The organism is Sphingomonas sp. S-NIH.Pt3_0716 (assembly GCF_003950715.1).
Taxonomy (GTDB): Bacteria; Pseudomonadota; Alphaproteobacteria; order Sphingomonadales; family Sphingomonadaceae; genus Sphingobium; species Sphingobium yanoikuyae_A.
In genome coordinates this window covers 121,780-143,948 of sequence record NZ_QLJK01000008.1, presented here as the reverse complement: position 1 = coordinate 143,948, position 22,169 = coordinate 121,780, and the positions used below count along the sequence as shown (strand labels likewise).

The 22,169-nt window shown below is 65.8% G+C and carries 23 protein-coding genes and 1 pseudogene; 21 read left to right on the top strand and 3 right to left on the bottom strand.

Annotation, left to right across the window (positions count from 1 at the left end; translation table 11 throughout):
- Positions 1-16: 16 nt before the first annotated feature.
- Both BRX37_RS08710 and BRX37_RS08705 read right to left on the bottom strand, forming a co-directional pair.
- Positions 17-1,504: an OpgD/OpgG family glucan biosynthesis protein gene (locus tag BRX37_RS08710; protein ID WP_125986386.1), complete on the bottom strand. Its 1,488-nt coding sequence runs from the start codon at positions 1,502-1,504 to the stop codon at positions 17-19.
- A gap of 213 nt (positions 1,505-1,717) precedes the next feature.
- Positions 1,718-2,569 (bottom strand): flagellin N-terminal helical domain-containing protein, encoded by an 852-nt coding sequence (locus BRX37_RS08705; protein WP_125986383.1) that lies wholly within the window; start codon positions 2,567-2,569, stop codon positions 1,718-1,720.
- Positions 2,570-2,881: 312 nt separating this feature from the next.
- Between BRX37_RS08705 and BRX37_RS08700 the strand changes: the two genes are divergently transcribed.
- The 20 genes from BRX37_RS08700 (at position 2,882) to BRX37_RS08605 (ending at position 20,997) form a co-directional block, all read left to right on the top strand.
- Positions 2,882-4,159: a sigma 54-interacting transcriptional regulator gene (locus tag BRX37_RS08700; RefSeq protein WP_125986381.1), complete on the top strand. Its 1,278-nt coding sequence runs from the start codon at positions 2,882-2,884 to the stop codon at positions 4,157-4,159.
- Positions 4,160-4,172: 13 nt separating this feature from the next.
- On the top strand, positions 4,173-4,532 hold the full coding sequence (gene fliE, locus BRX37_RS08695) for a flagellar hook-basal body complex protein FliE (protein ID WP_010338848.1): 360 nt from the start codon (positions 4,173-4,175) through the stop codon (positions 4,530-4,532).
- A 3-nt stretch (positions 4,533-4,535) separates the two neighbouring features.
- On the top strand, positions 4,536-6,281 hold the full coding sequence (gene fliF, locus BRX37_RS08690) for a flagellar basal-body MS-ring/collar protein FliF (RefSeq protein ID WP_125986379.1): 1,746 nt from the start codon (positions 4,536-4,538) through the stop codon (positions 6,279-6,281).
- A complete protein-coding gene (fliG, locus tag BRX37_RS08685; RefSeq protein ID WP_017500447.1) occupies positions 6,274-7,290 on the top strand; it encodes a flagellar motor switch protein FliG in 1,017 nt (338 codons plus the stop codon). Before fliF ends, fliG begins: the two co-directional genes overlap by 8 nt.
- Positions 7,283-7,924, top strand: coding sequence for a FliH/SctL family protein (locus BRX37_RS08680; protein WP_037490446.1), 642 nt, complete (start codon positions 7,283-7,285; stop codon positions 7,922-7,924). Before fliG ends, BRX37_RS08680 begins: the two co-directional genes overlap by 8 nt.
- Positions 7,921-9,249, top strand: coding sequence for a FliI/YscN family ATPase (locus BRX37_RS08675; protein WP_010338846.1), 1,329 nt, complete (start codon positions 7,921-7,923; stop codon positions 9,247-9,249). Before BRX37_RS08680 ends, BRX37_RS08675 begins: the two co-directional genes overlap by 4 nt.
- Positions 9,246-9,671 (top strand): hypothetical protein, encoded by a 426-nt coding sequence (locus BRX37_RS08670; protein WP_010338845.1) that lies wholly within the window; start codon positions 9,246-9,248, stop codon positions 9,669-9,671. The genes BRX37_RS08675 and BRX37_RS08670 overlap by 4 nt, the downstream gene beginning before the upstream one ends.
- A 1-nt stretch (position 9,672) precedes the next feature.
- Entirely contained in the window at positions 9,673-11,802 is a 2,130-nt protein-coding gene (locus BRX37_RS08665; RefSeq protein ID WP_125986377.1) for a flagellar hook-length control protein FliK, read from the top strand.
- A 34-nt stretch (positions 11,803-11,836) separates the two neighbouring features.
- The gene (locus BRX37_RS08660) at positions 11,837-12,508 is read left to right on the top strand and encodes a flagellar basal body-associated FliL family protein (protein WP_010338843.1); all 672 of its coding nucleotides are present in this window, start codon (positions 11,837-11,839) and stop codon (positions 12,506-12,508) included.
- 48 nt (positions 12,509-12,556) lie between these two features.
- On the top strand, positions 12,557-13,441 hold the full coding sequence (locus tag BRX37_RS08655; protein WP_048938704.1) for a flagellar motor switch protein FliM: 885 nt from the start codon (positions 12,557-12,559) through the stop codon (positions 13,439-13,441).
- Entirely contained in the window at positions 13,438-13,776 is a 339-nt protein-coding gene (gene fliN / locus BRX37_RS08650; RefSeq protein ID WP_004208183.1) for a flagellar motor switch protein FliN, read from the top strand. Before BRX37_RS08655 ends, fliN begins: the two co-directional genes overlap by 4 nt.
- An 83-nt stretch (positions 13,777-13,859) precedes the next feature.
- On the top strand, positions 13,860-14,123 hold the full coding sequence (locus BRX37_RS08645; protein ID WP_004208182.1) for a FliO/MopB family protein: 264 nt from the start codon (positions 13,860-13,862) through the stop codon (positions 14,121-14,123).
- A gap of 40 nt (positions 14,124-14,163) precedes the next feature.
- Positions 14,164-14,901: a flagellar type III secretion system pore protein FliP gene (fliP, locus tag BRX37_RS08640; protein ID WP_169863187.1), complete on the top strand. Its 738-nt coding sequence runs from the start codon at positions 14,164-14,166 to the stop codon at positions 14,899-14,901.
- A 10-nt stretch (positions 14,902-14,911) separates the two neighbouring features.
- Positions 14,912-15,184, top strand: coding sequence for a flagellar biosynthesis protein FliQ (gene fliQ / locus BRX37_RS08635; protein ID WP_004208180.1), 273 nt, complete (start codon positions 14,912-14,914; stop codon positions 15,182-15,184).
- Positions 15,181-15,963: a flagellar biosynthetic protein FliR gene (gene fliR, locus BRX37_RS08630; protein ID WP_125986375.1), complete on the top strand. Its 783-nt coding sequence runs from the start codon at positions 15,181-15,183 to the stop codon at positions 15,961-15,963. Before fliQ ends, fliR begins: the two co-directional genes overlap by 4 nt.
- 3 nt (positions 15,964-15,966) lie before the next feature.
- Positions 15,967-17,103 carry a flagellar type III secretion system protein FlhB gene (gene flhB, locus BRX37_RS08625; RefSeq protein WP_017503353.1) on the top strand — a complete coding sequence of 379 codons (1,137 nt, stop codon included), beginning with the start codon at positions 15,967-15,969 and terminating at the stop codon, positions 17,101-17,103.
- A 110-nt stretch (positions 17,104-17,213) separates the two neighbouring features.
- Complete coding sequence (locus tag BRX37_RS08620) at positions 17,214-17,693, top strand: hypothetical protein (protein WP_026109657.1); 480 nt, start codon at positions 17,214-17,216, stop codon at positions 17,691-17,693.
- A gap of 101 nt (positions 17,694-17,794) precedes the next feature.
- Positions 17,795-19,207 (top strand): flagellar filament capping protein FliD, encoded by a 1,413-nt coding sequence (gene fliD, locus BRX37_RS08615; RefSeq protein ID WP_125986373.1) that lies wholly within the window; start codon positions 17,795-17,797, stop codon positions 19,205-19,207.
- Between the two features lie 16 nt (positions 19,208-19,223).
- Positions 19,224-19,625, top strand: coding sequence for a flagellar export chaperone FliS (locus BRX37_RS08610; RefSeq protein WP_004208175.1), 402 nt, complete (start codon positions 19,224-19,226; stop codon positions 19,623-19,625).
- A 175-nt stretch (positions 19,626-19,800) separates the two neighbouring features.
- The gene (locus tag BRX37_RS08605; RefSeq protein ID WP_037517599.1) at positions 19,801-20,997 is read left to right on the top strand and encodes an aspartate aminotransferase family protein; all 1,197 of its coding nucleotides are present in this window, start codon (positions 19,801-19,803) and stop codon (positions 20,995-20,997) included.
- On the opposite strand, the pseudogene BRX37_RS27600 reads toward BRX37_RS08605, so the two are convergent.
- Positions 20,985-21,038 (bottom strand): annotated as a pseudogene (locus BRX37_RS27600) (hypothetical protein); the annotation flags it as partial. The gene BRX37_RS08605 and the pseudogene BRX37_RS27600 sit on opposite strands and share 13 nt — an antisense overlap.
- 84 nt (positions 21,039-21,122) lie before the next feature.
- Here BRX37_RS27600 and argF point away from each other — a divergent pair.
- Positions 21,123-22,049, top strand: coding sequence for an ornithine carbamoyltransferase (argF, locus tag BRX37_RS08600; protein ID WP_125986371.1), 927 nt, complete (start codon positions 21,123-21,125; stop codon positions 22,047-22,049).
- Positions 22,050-22,169: the final 120 nt, after the last annotated feature.

The following is a 22,169-nucleotide window of genomic DNA, read 5'->3' as shown; positions in this document are numbered from 1 at the left end:
ACCCGCGTGGTTCCCTTCATGCGCCTATCGGATAATGCACATATTCACTGAACGCGCGATTGCCAGAGCGAAGTTGGACCCGGATATCCGCCGCTCTGTCGCCCGATTTGCGGACGTCGATCGCCACGCGATACAATCCCGCCTGGCCCAGCACCGGATATCCGCCCTTCTTGACGATGGTGCCATTGCCGATATCGGTCCACAGGTCAGGCTTCGCGTCGGCGGGCAGGCCGGCAAAGTCGATCACCAGTCGTTCGATCCCGGCTTCGTCGCCACGGCCGCGCCAGACCGCCTGCACGATCGCCAGATTGCTGCCGGCGGGTGCCCGGTCCGCCGTCCAGTCCAGGCGATAGGCGGCGTCGATCCGGCTGCCGGGACGCGCGGCCTTGGCTGGCGTCCAATAAGCGCAGACATTGTCGGTATATTCGCTGTCGGTCGGGAAGGTGTAGAGCCGCACCTGCCCCGCACCCAGCGGCGCAGACGGCGTCGCCCATAGCGAGGGGCGGCGGTCATAATAGACGCCGTCATCCTGATAATGGTCGAAATTACGGTCGCGCTGCAACAGGCCAAAGCCCTTGGGGCTGGTCTCGGCAAAGCCATCGACGCGCGGGACGGACGGGTTCACCAGCGGCCGGGCCTGCGCGCTGCCATCGGCACTGGCGATGGACAGCAGGTCGGAATCATGGATTTCCGGGCGCCAGTCGGTGCCCTTGGTCCGATGCGCCTCGTCATACCAGAACATGCTGGTCATCGCCATCAGGCCCAGTTCGGGGATCGGCCGGCGCGGGAAGATGGCGGCGGTCACGTCCTGCGTCACCCCCTTGGGGCCAAGCCGGTTGACGAAGCGGAAGGCGCCGGTGATCGATGCGCCGTCCAGCAGGGCATAGACGGTCACGCTGCTGTCGCCGGTCCGCTCCAGCCAGAAATGGGTGAAGCGGGGAAATTCCTCCTTGCCCGGAATGCTGGTGTTGATCGCGATCGCGCGGGCGGACAGGCCGAACTGCTTGGTCGGGCCGGGCGCGCGGAAATAGCTGGCACCCAGGAAGGACAGCCAGTCGCCGTCGCGCTTGGCATTCATGATGCGGAAGCCGGCATAGCCCGCGTCCGGGCCAAGGTCCGCGACGGCATTGCCGTCGGGCGTCTCGAACATGGCGGGGTCATAACGCAACGGCGTCGCCACGCCCTTGTCCACCAACTCGATCTGCACCGGCTGCTGGGCCGTGCCGCTCAGCGGGAACAGGCGGACGCCGGTGTCGCCGGGCAGGTCGCCCCAGATCGTCTTCTCGTCGCGGAACCGGGCCTGGTGCATCTGGTCATAGCCGACCTTGGCGGCGACCGGATTGGGCGGGGTTTCGGCAAAGGGCGCACGCGCCAGCTTCTGCGCCATGGCGATGATGCCGTCCCAGGAGAAACGGTCGTTTCTGGCTTGGGAAAGGGCAGGGCGGGGGAGCAGCAGCGCTGCGCCCGAAGCAGCGATCAAGGCGCGCCGGTCGATCATGGTCATGCGTCCATCATGGGTGCTGATCGCGGCATTGCAAGATGTGCCTGTAATCAAACGCGATGAAGCCCCCGTCCGGGGGGACGGAGGCTTCGAATTTGGCCGTTTGATCGAAGGTGTTACCCCCGGCACGGTGGGGACTGTTGATGTGCCGGGGGTGACATGGCGGGTTGCCGGTGACCAATACCTCAACCCGTCATTTTCGGTGTCCGATCCGGATTACTGGATCAGCTTCATGACGTTCTGCTGGCTCTGGTTGGCCTGGGCCAGCATCGCGGTCGATGCCTGGCTCAGGATCTGGGCCTTGGCGAGCGCGGTGGTTTCGGTCGAGAAATCGGCGTCTTCGATGCGGCTCTTGGCGTCGGTCAGGTTGGTGACGTTCGCGGTCAGGTTGTTAACGGTCGATTCGAGCTGGTTCTGGGTTGCGCCGAGGTTGGCGCGGGCAGTCGAAATCGACTGGATCGCTTCGTCGAAGCTACCTGCGGTCTCGCTATCGCCCAAGGCGGTGGCGAATGCGGTAGCGTCGGCGCCCGCAGCATCGAAGCCCAAAATGGTCGCAAGGCCGGTCGAGAGGTTGTCGAACTGAATGTCGATCGTATCGCTAGCGTTTGCACCAGCTTGGATCGTTACCTTGCCGTTACCGTCACCTGCAGTCCCGTCGAACAGTTTCTGGCCGTTGAATTCGGTGTTGGTCAGCGTGCTGGTGATCTGTGCAGACAGGGCGGTGATTTCCGTCTGGATGTTCGCTTTTGCGTTGTCATCGTTCGTGCCGTTCGAAGCTTGGACAGTCAGTTCACGCATACGCTGGAGCATGTTGGATACTTCGTCCAGCGCGCCTTCTGCCGTCTGGGCCATCGAAATGCCGTCATTGGCGTTGCGGATGCCCTGGGTCATGCCCTTGATCTGCGAGGTCATGGTCGAAGCGATGGCCAGGCCAGCGGCGTCGTCCTTGGCCGAGTTGATGCGCTTGCCGGTCGACAGGCGCTCCATGGCGGTGGACAGGGCCTTGCTGGCGGTGGTCGAAGCATTGGTGGCCCGCAGCGCCGACGAGTTGGTTGCGATAACAGTCATGATATTCCCTTTCCGTTCATCAGGTCGCTGTCGTCTGACGCTTGCGGCCTCGAAAGGGGATAACGGCGGGCCGCGAAAAGCTTTTAGGGGCCGATGCGATTTTTCTGGAAAAAGACGGAAAAACAGCCCTCTACGCGTGCGCGTATATATAGAGTGCGATTTTTCTGCCGGCGGAGCGGAAAAAAATTGCCGGTCACCGGCAAGTTAATGGCCGCGTTAACCATCTAATAACCACGCTGGCGTAAATTTAAGTCATCGAAGGGGGTAGGGGCGTGCGGGGGCACAAACCTGCCAAGACACTGGGGACAGTTCATGTCATCGCTTGACGTGAGCCGTGGGGTCTGCGCGCTCGTTCCGGGCTTGCAGCACTGGCTCGAAAATGCCTTGTACACGGTGCGGATCGTGGATGCGCAGAGCCCGCGGGAGCGGGATAGCCGTCGCGTTCTTCTCGCGACCGAGATCGGCCATGCCACCCATCGCGATATCCTCATCAACCTGGTCGACGGCAAGCCGTCGCTGGTGCCGGCGGCCAATGGTCTGCCCGCCCGCGTCGCCTTTGGCCTCGAAGACATGGGCTTTGCCTTTGCGCTGATTGCCGAACTGGCTCGCCCGGCTTCGGTCCCGGCCGTTGGCGATGCCGCCAGTGCCCGCCTGATGACGCTGGCCGGCCGCGTGGCCCGCAGCGATGCCACCGTCCTGATCCAGGGCGATACCGGCACCGGCAAGGAAGGCATGGCGCGCTTCCTTCATACCCAGTCCGGCCGGGTCACCCATGACTTCATCGCCGTTAACTGCGCCGCGCTGCCGGAAACCATGATGGAAGCCATGCTGTTCGGCCACAAGAAGGGCAGCTTCACCGGCGCATCCAATGCCTCGGACGGCCTGTTCCTGGCCGCGGACGGCGGCACCCTGTTCCTCGACGAAATCGCGGAGCTGCCCCTCGCGCTCCAGGCCAAGCTGCTGCGTGCCCTCCAGGAAGGCGAAGTGCTGCCGGTCGGCGCCACCCATCCGGTGCCGGTCAATGTCCGCATCGTCGCCGCCTGCAACCGCAACCTGGCAGATGAAGTCGCCGCGGGCCGCTTCCGCGAAGACCTTTACTGGCGCCTCAATGTCATGGCGCTGGAACTGCGCCCGCTGGCCGAACGCCCCGGCGACATCGCCGCGATCGCCGCCGCCATGCTGCTGCGCCACCAGGATGCCGGCAAGGACGGCTTTGTCTGGCCGACCGCCGCCGCGCTCGACAAGCTGGCCGCCCATCGCTGGCAGGGCAATGCCCGCGAGCTGGGCAATGTGCTGCAGCGCGCGCTGGTGCTGCGTGACGGCGAGCGTATCGAAGCCGACGACCTGCATGTCGCTGGCGCGCCGCAGCCGCTGCGTATCGTTTCGGCCGCGCCGGTTGCCGCAGTCGTTGCCGCGCCGGCCGAACCGATCCGCCTGCGCGACGTCGCCCATCATTCCAAGCTGGAAGCGATCCGCACCGCCCTGCGCGAGACCGACGGCCATCGCGCCGCCGCCGCCCGCAAGCTGGGCATTTCCGAACGCACGCTGCGCTATCGGCTCGCCGAGATGCGCGAACTGGCTGCGGCTTAAGGAGGGTTAGGGCATGACCGGTATCTCTCCCACCGACAGCGTGATGGCGATGCGCAATGCCATCCTGCAGAAGAACGCCGCGCTGCGCGACGTCGCCTCGACCGGCAATGTCGGTTCGGCTGGCGGCGCGGGCGCAACGCAGGGCACCGCGCCGGGCGGCTTCACCGACGCGCTCAACAACGCGCTCCAGCAGGTCAACGGCCTGCAGACCCAGGCCGGCGATGCCGCCTCGGCGTTCGAACGGGGCGAAACCACCGATATCGCTGCGGTCATGCTGGCCAAGCAGCAGGCATCGGTCAGCTTCGAGGCGACCCTCCAGGTCCGCAACAAACTCCTGTCCGCCTACAAGGACATCATGAGCATGCCGGTCTAACCCATGAGCGAGAACGCACTCACCATCGATGGCGGCTCGGCCGCTGCCCCGGCCCTCCCGGCCGTCACCGGTGCCGGCTTCGGCAATGCCAAGGGCGTGGACGCGCTCAAGGCGCGCTTCGCCGGCTTCATCAAGCAGCCGGCCGTGGCCAAGAGCCTGCCGCTTCTCGGCCTGCTCGGCACCGTTGCGGTGGCTGGCGCGGCCTGGCTGGCCCTGCGCGAACCGCCGCAGCGCGACCTGTTCCGCGGCCTGCCCGATGGCGACAAGTCTGCCGTCGCCCAGGTGCTCGACCAGAATGGCATCAAGTACGACTTCGACAATGCCGGCGGCATGACCGTTGGCGAAGGCGATTATTTCAAGGCGAAGATGATGCTCGCCGCCCAGGGCCTGCCCAAGAGCGCGCCCGACGGCAACAGCATGATCGACAGCCTGCCGATGGGCGCCAGCCGCGCGGTCGAGAATGAGAAGCTGCGCGGCGCCCGCGAAACCGACCTCGCCCGCACGATCGAGGCGATCGACAGCGTCGAGAGCGCCAAGGTCCATCTCGCGGTCGAAGCGCCCAGCGTCTTCCTGCGCGAACGCACCAAGCCCTCCGCCTCGGTGATGCTCCGCCTGTCTCAGGGCCGCACGCTCACCGACGCGCAGGTCAGCGCCATCGTCCATCTCGTCGCCTCGTCGATCCCGGAACTGAACCCGGAAGATATTTCGGTCGTCGACCAGAATGGCCGCCTGCTCAGCAACAATGACGGCAATGCCGCCGACGATCGCCAGCTCGCCATCCAGACCCGGATCGAGGACCGCTATCGCCAGTCGGTCGTCGCGTTGCTGACGCCGATCCTGGGCGACGGCAAGTTCTCGGCCGAAGTCCATGCCGAACTGAATTTCGCCGAACGCCAGGCGACTCGCGAAAGCTTCCCCCAGGACGAGGCGCGCCTGCGCGCCGAGCAGGGCAGCTGGTCGTCGGACGAGCGGGGCCAGAAGGCTGGCGAGGCATCGGGCATCCCCGGCGCGCTCAGCAACCAGGCACCGGTCAACCCGACCGTGACCCAGACCAACCCGAACGGCCAGGCAGTGACGCAGGGACAGACGGCCGAACAGCAGCCGGCCACGCCGGGCCTGCCGCCGATGAAGACCGAGGAAACCTTCAACCGCAGCTTCGAGCTGGGCCGTGAAGTGTCGGTCACCAAGGATGCGGTCGGCACCGTCAAGCGCCTGTCGGTCGCCGTCGCGCTCGACACCGGTGCCGATGGCAAGCCGCGCTCCGCCCAGGAAATCGCCGCGCTGGAAGCGCTGGTGAAGGGCGCCGTCGGCTTCGACCAGGCCCGTGGCGACGTCGTCGCCCTGTCGGCCCGCAGCTTCGCCAAGGCCGAAGAGGTCAAGGCTCCCTGGTATGAGGCCGACTGGATGTCGCCGCTGATCCGCAATGTCTCGGCCCTGCTGGTCGCGCTGCTGGTGATCTTCGGCATCGGCCGCCCGCTGCTCAAGCGCCGTGCCGCCGCCCAGGAAGCGAAGGTCGTGGAGACCGCCGAAGCCGGGCAGCGCCTGGGTCGCGAAATCTCGGGCGAACTGACCAAGCAGGCGACCGAAAATCCCGATCCCAGCCGTCCGGTGACGCTCGACATGATCTCGTCCACCTATGACTATGCCCAGCGCGCCGACCTGATCCGCAACTTCGTGAAGCAGGATCCCGATCGCGCCGCCCTGGTGGTCCGCGACCTTCTGAAGGAAGGGAAGAAGGAAAATGCCTGAGATCGTCCCCGGCCGTCCCGAGGCGCTCAAGGGCAGCGCCGCCGCCGCCGTCCTGCTGATGCTGTTCGACGAGGATGAGGCCGCCCAGATCCTGTCGCGCCTGGAGCCCGAAGAAGTCCGTCAGCTCGGCTACGCCATGTATGACGTGCAGGATGTCGATCCCGAGGAAGTGAACGAGGCGCTCGATCATTTCGTCACCAAGGCCAAGAAGCGCACTACCATCGGCTATGGCGCGACCCGCCATATCCGCGGCGCGATGACCAAGGCGCTGGGCGAGGAACGGGCCGAAACCATCCTGGCGCGCATCACCCCGCCGACCCGTTCCACCCAGCTGGAAATGCTGAAGTGGATGGACGCGAAGGAAATCGCCATCCTGATCGAGATGGAGCATCCGCAGATCATGGCGATCGTGCTGGCCCATCTGGAAGCGCCGGTTGCCGCCGACGTGCTGCAACTGCTGCCGACCGAATATCAGGAAGAGATCGTCTATCGCATCGCCACGCTCGGCCCGGTGTCGAACGAGGCGCTGGATGATCTGGAGCAGTTGCTGCTGCGCGGTCCGGTGAACAAGCAGGGTGCGGCGTCGCAGCGCGGCGGCACGGTCGAAGCGGCCGCGATCATGAACAATGTCCGCAAGGACAATGAGCAGCGGATCATGAAGGCCGTCGCCAAGCGCGACAAGATGATCGCCCAGACCATCGAAGAGGAAATGTTCGTCTTCGATAACCTGATCGACATGGATGACAAGAATCTGGGCACGCTGATGCGCACCGTCGACAGCCAGGTGCTGGTCGTGGCGCTCAAGGGCGCGAACGACATGCTCAAGGCCAAGATTTTCAGCTGCATGTCGGCCCGCGCCGCGCAGGCGATCGCCGACGAGATCGAGGAACGCGGCCCGATCCGCCTGGCCGAAGTCATCGACGCGCAGAAGCTGATCATCGCCACTGCCCGCCGCATGGCGGATGCCGGCACCATCATGCTGGGTGGCAAGGGGAACGACTTTGTCTAAGATCTGGGCCGCCGAAGCCAGCCATGACGTATCGAGCGTGCCGATGATCGGCGTTGGCCAGGTGGCCAGCAACGGCTTCCGCAGCCTCTATTCGGCGCTGCCCGGCGACGTCGTCGCGGCGCCTGCCCGCGCGCCGATCCATGCCGAACCGGAGACCGATCCGATTGACGAAGCCCATATGGCGGGCTTTTCGCAGGGTTTCGAGGAAGGCTATCGCGCCGCCGGTGAGGATCAGGCGAACGAAATCGAGGCACGCAACCGCCTGACCGCCGCGCTCGAAATGCTGGCGCCGGCACCCAGTGGTAGCCTGTCGACCATGTTGTCGGCCACGGTCGTCCGCCTTGTCGAACAGATTGTCGGCGAAGTGCAGATCGATCTCGACCGGCTGACCCAGCGCTGCGAAGCGGTCGCCGCCTTCATCGATGACAGCAGCGACAAGAGCGCGCTGCATCTGCATCCCGATGACGTCGCGCTGCTCGAAGGCGAGCAGATCGGCGTGCCCCTGGTGTCGGACAAGAACATGCAGCGCGGCTGCGTGCGCCTCGAAACCGCCGATGGCTGGGTCGAGGATGGTCCGGACGTTCGTCTGGCGCGCCTGCGCGCGCTGATGGACGACATGGAGGGTAAGGCATGATCCGCGCCGAGCTGGCGCAGGCCGAAACCCTGTTCGAGCATCTTCAGGTCCAGAACCGCCAGCCGCGCCATGTCGGCCGTCTGGTCAGCCATGATGCCGGCATGCTGGAAGTCACCGGCTTCCGCCGTCCGATCGGTTCGGGGGCCCGCGTCCTGGCCAGCGACGGGTCGGTCTGCCGCGCCGAAGTCGTCGGCTTTCGTGGCGAACGCACCCTGCTGGTGCCGCTCGATGCCGATGCGCCGCTGGAAAACGGCATTCGTGTCGAACCCGACAGCCAGGCCAATATGGTGCAGGTGGGTGAGGGGCTGATTGGCCGCGTCATCGACGCCATGGGCCAGCCGCTCGACCGCAAGGGCCCGATCATCGCCGGCGGCGTCTGGCCGCTCAACGGGGTGAAGGGCAATGTCCTCGATCGCGGCCGCGTGACCGAGCCGTTCGACCTCGGCGTGCGCGCCGTCAACGCGCTGCTGACCGCCGGGCGCGGCCAGCGCATCGCCATTATTGCCGGCTCGGGCGTCGGCAAGTCGGTGCTGATGGGCCAGATGATCGCCGGCGCGGAAGCCGATATCGTCGTCACCGGCCTGATCGGCGAACGTGGCCGCGAGGTCAGCGACTTCCTCGAAACCAAGCTCAAGCATGCGATGCACAAGAGCATCGTGGTGGCCGTGCCGGCCGACCATCCGCCGGTGCTGCGCCTGCGCGCGGCCGCCCGCGCCACCGCCATCGCCGAATATTTCCGCGCTCGCGGCAAGAAGGTGCTGTTGCTGATCGACAGCCTGACCCGCTGCGCCCATGCCCAGCGCGAGATCGGCCTGGCGCTCGGCGAACCGCCGGCGATGAAGGGCTATCCGCCCTCGGCGCTGGCGCTGATCCCGCGTCTGGTCGAGCGGGCCGGCGTCGACGCCCGCACCGGCGGCTCGATCACCGCGCTCTACACCGTTCTCGCTGATGGCGACGACACCGACGATCCAATCGTCGATGCCGCCCGCGCGATTGTCGACGGCCATTTCGTGCTGTCGCGCAGCCTGTCGGAACAGGCGATCTTCCCGGCGATCGATATCGGCAAGTCCCTGTCGCGCGTAATGGCCGACGTCGTGCCGGACGAGCATCGCCAAGCCGCCGCCGCCTATCGCCGTCTCTGGGCTGCCTATGAGGAAAATCGCGACCTCATCCTGATGGGCGCCTATCGTCCCGGCAATGATCCGGTGATCGACGAGGCGGTGCAGCGTCGCCAGGAAATCCTGAACTTCATCCGCCAGGACCAGAAGAGCCGGATCGACCTTGATACCAGCGCCAACGCGCTTATCGCGGAGTTCGGCGCGTGAAGGGGCTGGTGTCCCGCCGCCACCGCGTGCTGCGCGTGCGCCATGTCCAGCATGCCATGGCCATGGCCGAGACCGCGCGCGCCCGTGACGAGGCGGAGGGGATCGCCACCAATCTGGAACGTCTGCGCCGGGTGCGGGGCGAGCTGTTCGGCGTTCAGGGCGGCGCCACCGGTGCCTCCTTTGCATCGATGCAGGAACTGGCCAGCCGTCTGGAGCAGGCCGGTCGCCAGCTCGACGGCGCGCTCTACGACGCTCGCCGCAAGGTGGAGGCGAAGGAAGGGCTCAGCATCGCGGCCAACCGCGAGAAGGAAATTGCCGCGCGCCTGAAGGATCGGGCCCGCGTCGCGCTGGAAGAATGGCGCGAGAACAAGCTTGCCGCGCTGCCGCGCTATCGCCGCATGCAGCGCACGGGGGACAATTGACATGACCATGCTCGCCAGCCTCAAATCGCTGCTCTTCTCCTCGACGCCGCTGGCCGGTGCGACGACGGCCGCTGCTTCGGCCGTAGTCGAGGGTGCGGCCGACTTCGCCGCGCTGCTGAGCGATGTCGATGGCGCGCCGCAGCCGGCTGCGCCTACGATGGCCATGGGCGCGGCCGCCTTGCCGGTGGAAGGGACGATCGAGGGCGATGCGCCGGTCGTGACGCACGAAGCAATCGAGGCGCCGGCTCTGCCGGACACCGCCGAATTTCTGACCCAGCGGGCGATGCCGGTCCAGCCGACCGCTGAGGCCGCGCCGGTTGCCGAGCCGGTCCTGCCCGTCGCTGCGCCAGTCCAGGATCAGGCGGCCGTCGCGCCCGTATCGGCCGAGCCCGCCCCGATCGTCTTGCCCGAAGGCGAGGCTGACGCCGAAGCCCTCCCGCTGCCCTTGCCGATCCCGGCGGTCGCGCCTGCGCCTGCGGATATCCGCACTCCGGCGCCGGTTCCGACCGCCGATGTGGCCCTGCCGCTGCCGGTCGACGCCGAAGGCCCGATCGCGCTCGCCCTTGCTGATGCTCCGATCAAGGCCACGCCGACGCCCGCGCCGCAGCCTCTGCCGGCTGCGATGGCCGCGCCCGAGGCCGACGACATCGCCGATGCTGACAGCGAAGCTGACATGGTGACGGCCGATGCGCCCGTCGACAATGACGCGCCGATCGTCGCCGATCCGATTGCCCATTCCTTGCCTGCTGCACTCCCCCCCTTGCCGCAGGCGCCGATCGATGCCCCCGCATCTTCGGCTCCATCCGCGCCGACCCGGGAGATGCCTTTGAGTGTGTCTCCTTCGCTGTCACCTTCATTGTCCCAAACCCAGGCCCCTTCGAAACCGGCCGTGGGACAGGAAGCGGTGATGGCCCCGGTGGTCGGCGCGGATGGGCAGGATGACCAGATCGTTGCAACGCCTGTGGCGGCGCCTGCAACGACGCCTGAAATGACGCCCGAACTGGTCGCTGCGATGATCCCGGCCCAGCCTGCGCCAGCCGCCAACGCGGCCCCGAATGTCGTGCAGGCCCCGGTCCAGGCCGCCCCGCAGCCCGCGATGGCACCGCGCCCGGTCGAGCAGGTCATGCCCGCCGTCGCTGCGGCGCCGGAGGTCAACCCTGACATGCCGGCCGAAATGGTCGTGGCGGCCGTCAAACCGACCGAGAAGACCGCGCCTGCGGCTGTAACCAGCAGCCCGGAAGAGGCCGATGTCGAGATCGCATCCGCCGGCACCGACGTCCCGGCCGCGCGCGTGGCCGCCAAGCCGGCCAAGGCGGAGGCCCTGTCGCTGCTGCAACTGGTGCGCGACCATATGAACCGCCGGGCGATGCCGGTGCGCGACAGCGCCGAAGCGGCAACGCCGGTCAGCGACCGCACGCCGGACAAGGCGACCACGGCCGTCGATCCGCTGGTCGCTGCCACCCCGGCCGCGCCCCATCATGGCTCGGAAGTCTCCGTGCCCCAGGCCGCCACGCCCCAGACCCCTTCGGTCACCCCGGCGGCGATGCCGACCGTCGACCTGTCGGCCAGCCTTGGCCAGCAGGTGGTCGATATGGGCGTGTCGGGGCAGTGGATTGACGGGCTGGCCCGCGACATTGCCGGCCTGTCGGCCAATGGCGCGCAGGGCCGGTTCCAGATCAATGCCGACCAGCTCGGCCCGATCCAGGTCGATATCCGCCAGGATGGCGATGGCGCGGCGGTCAGCCTGACCGTTGCCAGCGAGGCGGCGGAAATGGCGTTGCGCCAGGATAGCGACCGGCTGAAGCTGGACGCGGGCCTTGCCGCCGTGCGCATCCATGAAGTGAAGATCGAGCGTGCGCCGCATGTCGCCGAAGCGGCCAAGGCCGATAGCAATGGCCAGACCGGCAGCCAGTCGAACGGCCAGCAGGGCAATGCATCCCAGCAGCAGGGCGCCTGGCAGGGTGCCGGCCAGATGGCGGGGCAGTCGATGGGCCAATCCTCGTCGCAGGGCCGCTGGCAGGGGCGCGAAAATAATGGCCTTGGCCATAAAGCCGGGAGCGATCCGGCCGTTCTTAACCATGGTGACACCGGCGATAGCGCCGGTGACGTCCGCCGCGCGCGCTACGCCTGACGGCCGGGACGGGATATTCCAGGGGACGTGAACGATGAGCGATGAACCCAAGGCGAAGAAGAAGAAGGGTGGGGGGATGAAGCTCATCCTGCTGGTCGCCGTCGCCATGGTGGTGGGCGGTGCCGGCGCTGCGGGCGGGCTGTACGCCGCCGGCTTCTTCAGCCCCAAGGCCGAAGGCCCCAAGGAAGATCCCAACAAGCCCGTGCTCGTCCTGGCGGGCGAGGATGCGCAGGCCGTCGCCACCGCCCATGGCTGGGCCGGTGAAGGCGGCGGTGGTGGTGGCGAAGGCGGTGGCCATGCGAGCGCTGGTGGCGAGGGGCATGCCCCGTCGGCCGCCCATGCGCCCGGCAAGGGCATCGACCTGCCCGCGCCGGCCAATCCGACCGCCTATCAGGCCACCTATTTCCAGCTCCAGGCGCCCTTCACGTCGAACATGACGGACACCGACGCCTTCGCCCAGATCACCGTCGCGGTGTCGACCTATTATGACTATCGCGTGATCGCCGCGATCAAGATGCACGAGATGGCGATTCGCAGTCAGGTGCTGATGATGCTCGCCGAACAGCCCGAGGAGCAGCTGGTCACGCCCGACGGCAAGCGCATGCTGCAAGGAAAAATCCGGGGCATCATCAACGATGTACTCAAGCAGAAGACCGGCTATGGCGGTGTCGATAACGTTTATTTTACCAATTTCGTTATTCAATAGCGCTGCCTGAACGCTGGGAAGTCCCCTGGCCGAGGGCAGGGGACAGACATGAATCACGTTCAATCCTTCGCCTTCGGGCGGGGGGACGCGCAAGCTCCGGTAATGTTGTCGGGCCTCGACCGGCTGGGTGAAAAGCTCGGCCGGCGTATCCGTGCGCTGATCGAACCCATTTCCGGCATCCGCCCGCATGTCGCGGCCGAGGATGCACGGGTCGTGGAGTTTGGCGCCTGGTCGGCCGGCGCGCCCAATTTCTGCAGCCTGTCCATCTATCGCCTGCTGCCCCTGAAGGGGCAGATGCTGCTGTGCATGGACGCCACCATGATCTCGACCCTGGTCGACTGTTTCTATGGCGGCCTTGGCAACCGGGCGCTGCCCGCGCGCGGCGAATTTACTCCGACCGAGGACCGGCTGATCGCCCGCCTGTCCGAAACCATCATGGCCCGCATGGTCGAATGCTGGTCCGAAGTCCTGCCCCTGGAACCCGGCCTGCTGCTGCGTGAAACCGGCATCGGCTTTGCCGCCGCTGCCCAGCCCGCCGACCAGATGGTGGTGCAGCGCTTCCGTGTCGGGCTGGACCGGGATCGCGAATGGTCGATCGACATGGTCTTCCCGCTGGCGGCGCTGCGCGGCGTCGAGGCGCTGATGGGCAGCAAGGTCGCAAGCGATGACGAGCATGTCGATCCGGTATGGCAGGCGCGCGTGGCGCGCCGCATGCGCGACATCCGCCTGCCGGCCCGGACCGTGCTGGCCCGCCCCAATCTCTCGCTGGCGGAGCTGATGCAGCTCAAGACCGGCGACATCATACCCGTGACGATCGGCCGCAGCCTGCCGCTGATCGTCGGCGACAGGATCGTCGCGCACGGCACGATCGGCGAACAGGATGGCCGTGCCGCCTTCCAGATTGAAAAGATTGCACAGGGACCGGAACAATGAGTGATATGAGCGACGCCCCGATGATGGATCCCCGTGGGGAAGACAGCGCCAGCCGCATGGCGGCGAACCGCCAGTTCAAGCTGCTGGCCGATATTCCGGTGCGCATGTCGGTGGAGGTCGGATCGACCTCGCTGCGCCTGGCCGAAGTCATGGACCTGGCCGAAGGCAGCATCGTGGAACTGGATCGCCAGGCCGACGAACTGCTCGACATCATGGTCAATGGCGCGCTGATCGCCAAGGGCGAGGTCGTGACGGTGAACGGCCGCTATGGCATCCGCATCGTCGATATCGCCGCCACCGAAACCCGCATGGCCGGGGTCGAACGGCGCGGCTGATCGCAGGGCCGTGCTTTTGCGCTTGCCTTGCGGCCCATTCTTGCGGATCGGATGACGCATTAACCTAAACGCGGGGCGCGTGCATGTTCTGGTATTTCGTCAAATTGCTGATCCTGCTGCCGCTTGTGGGCGGCATGGCCTTTGGTGCCTTGTGGCTGTGGCGCAAATATCAGCCCGGCATGATGGTCGGCCAGAATGATCGGTCGTTGAAGCTGCTGGAAGCGCTGCCGATGGGCACGTTCGGCAAGCTGGCCGTGGTCGAGTTCGAGGGCAAGAAGATCCTGCTGTCGGTCACCCGCGGCCGGATCGAGAAGATCGCGGAAGGCGACCCCTATCGTGCGCGCTAGTCACTGGCTGGTCGGCGGCATCCTGCTGACCGCCGGGCTGATGCTGGTCGATCCTGCGCTGGCGCAGGCGGTGCCGGCCGCGCCGGCGCCGGTCGACAATGGCGGCGCGCTGACCCGCGCGATGGGACAGATTTCGGGCGACGGCCGCTCGCTGTCGCTGTCGCTGCAGATCCTCGTCCTCATGAGCCTGCTGTCGGTCCTGCCGTCGCTGATCCTCATGATGACCAGCTTCACCCGGATCATCATCGTCCTGTCGCTGCTGCGCCAGGCGCTGGGCCTGCAACAGACGCCGCCCAACCAGGTGCTGGTGGGGCTTGCCCTGTTCCTGTCGCTGTTCGTGATGCGACCGGTGATCGACCAGATCAACGGCCAGGCCTATGATCCCTATGGCAAGGGCCAGATTTCGATCGAGGAAGCGGTTGGCCGTTCGGGCAAGGTGCTGCACGGCTTCATGGCCAAGCAGACGCGCGAGAGCGACCTCAAGCTGTTCGCCAACATGGCCGAGGCTCCGGCCTTCCGCACGCCCGACGACATTCCCTTCACGATCCTGCTGCCGGCCTTCGTCACCAGCGAGTTGAAGACCGCGTTCCAGATCGGCTTCATGATCTTCCTGCCCTTCCTCATCATCGACCTGGTCGTCGCATCGACTCTGATGGCACTGGGCATGATGATGCTGTCGCCCACGATCATCTCCATGCCCTTCAAGCTGTTGCTGTTCGTGCTGGTCGATGGCTGGGCGCTGACGATGGGGTCGCTCGCCGGCTCCTTCGCGACATAGGAGGGCGGCAATGGAGAATGCGGATTTCTTCATGGGCTTGGCACAGCATGCGCTGTGGATCACGGCGCTGGCGACGGCGCCGATCCTGATTCCGGCGCTGGTCGCGGGCGTGCTGATCGGCATGGTCCAGGCCGCGACGTCGATCAACGAACAGACGCTCAGCTTCATTCCCAAGATTCTGGTCGTGGGTGCGATGCTGACCCTGTTCGGCGGATCGATCATGGTGCTGATCGCTGACTTCACGCGCGAGATATTCGAGCGGATACCGGACCTGCTGCAATGATCGCACCCGGCTTCGCAGGCGTCGAGACGCAATTGTGGATCTGGCTGATCGCCATGATCCGCCCTGGTGCGGCCTTTCTGGCCGCGCCCGTCTTCGGTGCGCCCGCGATGCCGCTTCAGTTGCGCCTGATCCTCTCGCTCGCGCTTGGCATGGCCGCCCTCAACAGCGTCACCATCCAGTTGCCGCATGACGGCGTCGCCAGTTTCGAAGGCGTAATGCTGGTCGCCGGCGAAGTGCTGACGGGCCTTGCCATGGGTTTTGCCGTGCAGATCGGCTATTCCGCCGCTTTCGTCGCGGGTGAGGCGATTGCCAACACCATGGGGCTGGGCTTTGCCGCGATGGTCGATCCGGGGTCGGGGCAGGGGACGCAGGCGGTCGGCCAGTTCCTGTCGATCCTCTCGACCTTCCTGCTGCTGGCGATGGACGGCCATCTGCTGCTCGTCAGCTTCGTGGTGCAGAGCTACAAGGCGCTGCCGCCGGGCGCGGCGATGCTCAGCAATGATGCGGTCTGGCACATGATCCAGTTTGGCGGCTCGCTGCTGGGCGCCGGGGTCACGATCGCGCTGCCGGTCGGCTTCGCGCTGGTGCTGGTGCAGATCGTCATGGGCATGCTGCCGCGCACCGCGCCTGCGCTCAACCTGTTCGCCGTGGGCATGCCGATGGCGGTGATGGCGGGGCTGGTGCTGCTGGCGATGGCGGTGCCGGTGATGGGCGAGGGGATCACCATCGCGCTCAAGTCGGGGCTGGAACAGGCCCGCGCCATCTCGGAAGGACGCTGAGCCATGGCGGGCGGATCCGAGGGCGGCGAAAAGACCGAAAAACCGACACAGAAGAAATTGCAGGATGCCGCCAAGGAAGGCGACATCCTCCAGTCCCGCGAACTGGGAACGGCCCTGGTGGTGATGGCCGGCATCGGCTGGCTGGCTGTTGCGGGGCCGGGCCTGATCGACGCGTTGTCGGGCATGCTGACCCGCGCGCTGCGCTTCGGGCGCGAGGACATCGTGAACTTCTCGCCGGTAACGCGCGGCACCGGCTTGCTGGCGGATATCGCGCTGCCGGTGGGCGGCGTATTGCTCGCGACCTTCTTTGCTGCGATCGCGGCGCCGGCGCTGCTCGGATCGCTGGGCTTTCGTCCCGGTGCATTCGCGCCCAAGGCGTCGAAGATGAACCCCGCTTCTGGCCTCAAGCGCATGTTCGGCGCGCAGGGGCTGATCGAACTGGTCAAGTCGATCGCCAAGGTGGGGCTGCTGGGCGCGGTCGGCTTCTGGATGATCTGGGACCGGCTGACCGCGATCATCGGGCTGGGCAAGGCGGGGGTCGGCAATGCGATCAGCGATCTTGGCAACATGTTCATCCTGGTCTGCCTGGTGATGGCGGGTGGGTTGTTCGTGATCGCCGGCATCGACGTGCCGATGCAGATTTTCCAGCGCGGCAAGCGGCTGGGCATGAGCAAGCAGGACATCAAGGACGAGCATAAGGAAAGCGAAGGCTCGCCCGAACTCAAGGGGCAGATCCGCCGGCGCCAGTTCGAGGTGCTGAACGGATCGACCCGCCAGGCGGTGGCAGAGGCCAGCGTCATCATCACCAATCCGACCCATTTCGCGGTGGCGCTGCGCTATCGGCCCGGCGTGGACGCCGCGCCGGTCGTGGTCGCGCGCGGCTGTGACGCGATCGCGGCCTCGATCCGCGAACTGGCCGAGGATCATGGCGTGTCGGTGCTGCAATATCCCGAGCTGGCGCGCGCCATCTACTTCACCTCGCGCGCTGGCGAGATCGTCAATGAAGGCCTCTACATGGCGGTGGCGACGGTGCTGGCCTTCGTCTTCCGGGTCGAGAACAAGATGGCGACGGAAATGGACCGTCCGTTCATTACCGTGCCCGAAGATCTGCGTTTCGATCCGGATGGAAAGAAATTGTAGAGAATTTGCTGATACTTGGCAGTTGATCGAAGAAATAGGGCGATGGTGAATTAAAGTTTAGCCACGCTTGTCCGTATTCTGTTTACGGGGACGCATTAGGATGGTGCGTCATGAACGAGTATTTTTCGCGTAGCGAGATTTCGCCAGTGGATCGGAGCGTCGTTCGCGCGCCGGTGCCGGCTGCGGCCGTTCAGCCGGTTTCAGCGACGGAATCTTCGACCGAGCAGGGCAACATGTCTGCCAGCGATGCGCGCAGGCAGGAGAGTTTTGCAGTCGATATCGTTGCGGTCGACGAGGATGCCGCCGGCGCCGCCGAATATGCGCGCATCCATGCCCGGATCGCCGATATCCTGGCCGATATGCGCGCCGGCCAAGGGGATGTGTCGGTCGATGGCGCATCGGCCGCCGTCCAGGCGATGATGCCGCAGCCCTTCATCTACATTCCGCTGCCGCCCGCCACGCGCGAGGCGGTGGAGCAGGCCGCCGATCTGGCCAAGCGGATCGCCCAGCAGGCCAGCTATGCCTATGCGGCTCAGGCGCATGTCGCGCGCGGAACCGTCGACCAGATCCTGTCCGCATCGGCGATCTGATCGCGGCCATGCCCGCTTTTTTGCGGGCTTTGCCATCAGCTTGAAAATCATTCCTAAACATCTTCGCGCTACGGCCGTTCTCTCATTTGAAAGGACGGCCCATGGCAACGACGACGACATCGGTAGGGAGCAGCATCCTGTCGGCGCTGGGTGCCAATTCGGGCATCGACACGAGCGCGCTCGTCACCAGCCTGGTCAGCGCGACCCGTGACCCGCGCCAGTCCGCGATCACCACCCAGCAAACGACCAACAATGCCCGCATCTCGGCACTGGCGTCGGCCATCAGCTCGCTCGACACCTTCGCCGATGCGCTCACCAGCGTTCTGTCGGGTGCCGAATATACCGGAACGCCCAATTCGACCAACACCAACATCGCGTCGGTCAGCTTGCTGAGCGGCGGCACGCCGGCTGGTCTGCCGGCGCAGCTGGTGGTGAAGTCGCTGGCGACCGCCCGCATCTTCGCCTCTACCGCGACCAGCGGTGCCACAAGCAGCACGGCGGTCGGCACCGGCTCGCTCACCATCACGACGGCGGGCGGCAAGACCGCGACGATCACCGTTGATTCGAGCAATAACAGTTTCTCCGGCCTGGCTTCGGCGATCAACGCCGCCGACATCGGCGTGACCGCGAGCGTCGTCACCGATGCGCAGGGCACGCGGCTGGTGTTCAAGGGCGAAACCGGCGCGGCCAATGATTTCACCATCACCAGCTCGGCCGACAGCTCGACCAGCGTTCTCGCTGGCCTCAACAGCAGCGCGATGACCTCGACGTCGGACCCGGCCAATGCGAAGATCACGCTCGACGGCACCGACTATGAATATGCCAGCAACACCATCGACGATGCGATCCCCTATCTGCGGATCGAACTGACCGCGGCGGACGTCAACAGCACGGTCAACCTGACCATGACCCAGCCGACTGCGACGATGAAGGATCTGCTGCAGGAATTTGTCGACGCCTATAATACGCTGATGAAGGCGCTGAACACGTCGACCTCGACCGGCACGGATTCATCGACCGCGGGCGTCCTCAACGGTGTGTCGGCGGTGCGCGACATGAAGTCGCAGCTGTCGAAGATCACCTCGACCCAGCTGGCCTCGACCGGCAGCTACAAGACGCTGGCCGATATCGGCATCGCGACCAACCGCGACGGCACGCTGACGCTCAACACCGACACGCTGGACAAGGCGCTGGCCGCCGATCCGGCGGGCATCACCAAGATGCTCAACCCCGCCAAGTCGACCGCCGACAATCTGGGCCTGTCGGGCCTGATGGACAGCGTGCGCGACAATATCGAGCTGGAGAACGGCCCGATCAAGGCGGCGCAGGACCGTTATGAGAAGCTGGCCGACAGCCTGACCGAACAGCTCGAAAAGCTGGACGAGGACATGGCCGACTATGAGACGCGCCTGACTTCCATCTATTCGGCAATGCAGACCAAGTTGTCTGCGCTCAACGCAACCCAAAGCTATCTCCAGCAGCAGATCGATGCCTGGAACAAGAGCGACAGTTAATCGGGGACTTTGAAACATGTTCTATAATCACAGCTTTGCGGGTACGGCAGCGGCACGGCGCTATGCGGCGGTGCATTCGGGCAGCCGGATCGAGGGCGCCACGCCCCACGCGCTGGTCAAGATCCTGTTCGACGAACTGCTGATCGCGCTCGATGCCACGGCGCTGGCCGAACGCAATGGCGACCGGCTGAAGGTGTCCGACAAGCAGGCGCGCGCCATGTCGATCCTGTTCGCGCTGGAAGCGAGCCTCGACTTCGACAAGGGCGGCGACATCGCCACCGGCCTGGCGCGCATCTATCGCGAGGCCCGCCGGCTGCTGCTGGTCAGCGCCAAGGAGCATGATGCCGCGCCCGTCGAGCAGGCCCGCGCCATGGTCGGCGAGATTGCCGATGCCTGGAGCCAGATCGGCCAGCCCTGATCGCTCACGGGGCGATCAGTCCATAGGCTGTCGACTGGCCCGGTTGCGGGGTTGCACCCCCTTCCGGTGGCCTGTATAGGCGGCACTCGCACAAGGGCGGCCCGGCGGGGGCCGCCTTTTTGCGTTATATCCAATGCGCACGGACGCGCAGCATCAACCCAGAAAGGGAAGGCACATGTCGATTACGCCGCTCATGCCCGTTTACCCCCGGTGCGATGTGCGTCCGGTCCGAGGCGAGGGCTGCTACCTGATCGGGGAGCGCGGCGAGCGCTATCTCGACTTTGCCAGCGGCATCGCCGTCAATCTGCTGGGCCATGGCCATCCGAAGCTGGTGAAGACCATTGCCGATCAGGCTGCGACGCTGATGCATATCTCTAACCTCTACGGTTCGCCGCTGGGGGAGGAATTTGCGCAGAAACTGGTCGATAACAGTTTCGCGGACACCGTCTTCTTCACCAATTCGGGTGCCGAAGCGGTCGAGTGCGCGATCAAGACCGCGCGCCGCTATCATTATGCCAATGGACAAGCGCACCGGCACAAGATCATCAGCTTCGACAACGCCTTCCACGGCCGCACGCTGGGCACCATTTCGGCGACCAGCCAGCCCAAGATGCGCGACGGGTTCGAGCCGCTGCTGCCCGGTTTCCAGGTCGTGCCCTTCAACGATCTCGACGCGGCACTGGCGGCGATCGACGACAACACCGCCGGCTTCCTGCTGGAACCGGTGCAGGGTGAAGGCGGCGTGACCCCAGCGACGGCGGAGTTCCTGACCGGCCTGCGCAAGGCGTGCGACGAGCAGGGCCTGCTGCTGATCCTGGACGAAGTGCAGTGCGGCTATGCCCGCACCGGCACCTTCTTCGCCCATGAGCAATATGGCGTGACGCCGGACATCATGGCGGTGGCCAAGGGCATCGGCGCGGGCTTCCCGCTCGGCGCCTGTCTCGCCACCGAGGAAGCGGCCAAGGGCATGGTGTTCGGCACCCATGGTTCCACCTATGGCGGCAACCCGCTCGCCATGGCGGTGGGCATCGCGGTGCTGGAAGAGGTGCTGGCGGACGGCTTCCTGGAGCAGGTGACGGCGATGGGCGCGCGTCTGCGCTCCGCGCTGGAGCAGATGATCCCGAACCATGACGACATGTTCGAGGATGTGCGCGGCATGGGGCTGATGCTGGGCGTCAAGATGAAGGACGCCTATGATGCGCGCGCCTTCGTCGGCCATCTGCGCGACCATCATGGTTTCCTGTCGGTATCGGCGGGCCAGAATGTGCTGCGCATCCTGCCGCCGCTCGTCATCGACGAAAGCCATATCGCCGAGTGCATCGAGAAGATTTCCGCCGGTGCGCGGAGCTTCGCGGACGCCAAGGCGGCCTGACCATTTAGTTTCCGTTCGCCCTGAGCGAAGTCGAAGGGTATCGCCGAGCAAAGCGAGGTGCCTTCACTTCGTTCAGGCGGGGGCTTCGACTTCGCTCAGCCTGAACGGGTTAGAGGTTGTTTCCAATGACCAAGCATTTCCTGAATCTCACCGATGCGGGCGGCGACGCGATCGCCGCGATGATCGCTGATGCGATCGATCGCAAGGCGGCACGGGCAGGCAAGCCCAAGGGCTGGGTCGACGCCGATGCGCCGCTCGCCGGCCACACGCTGGCGATGATCTTCGAGAAAAACAGCACGCGCACCCGCGTCAGCTTCGACATGGCGATCCGCCAGCTCGGCGGCAATTCGCTGATCCTCGATGGCGCGACCAGCCAGCTCGGCCGTGGCGAGACCGTGGCCGACACCGCGCGCGTGCTCAGTCGCATGGCCGATGCGATCATGATCCGCACCGACGATCATGCCAAGATCGAGGAAATGGCCGAATATGCCAGCGTCCCGGTCATCAATGGCCTGACCGACCTGTCGCATCCCTGCCAGATCGTCGCCGACCTGCTGACCGTGGTCGAGCATGGCCTGGCGCTGCCGGGCAGTCAGTGGGCCTGGCTGGGCGACGGCAACAACGTCCTCCACTCGATCGTCGAGGCCGCCGGGCTGATGAAGTTCGACGTGCGCATGGGCATCCCTGAGGGCTATGATCCCGATCCGTCCTTTGCCGCCGCGGCGCAGGCTGCCGGTTCGACCATCACCCTTACCCGCGATGCGGCGCAGGCCGTGGCCGGCGCCGACGTCGTCGTCACCGACACCTGGATCTCCATGGGCCAGGCCCATGCCGAGGCGAAGCTGGCGGCGATGATGCCCTATCAGGTGACGCCGAAACTGATGGCGGGCGCCAAGGCGGACGCCAAATTCCTCCACTGCCTGCCCGCCCATCGCGGCGAGGAAGTGGTCGAGGCGGTGATCGACGGTCCGCAGTCGCTGATCTGGGACGAGGCGGAGAACCGCATCCATGCCCAGAAGTCGGTTCTGCTCTGGGCGCTTGGAAAGCTGTAAGCTCACCCTATATTCGGGCGAAATTTTCCGTTCGCCCTGAAAGATGACGGGGCCTGTCCTGCGCTGGGAAGCGGAGGACGGGCCCTCGCGGCTTTCGGGGCGGGTGGATCGGAAGGAAAT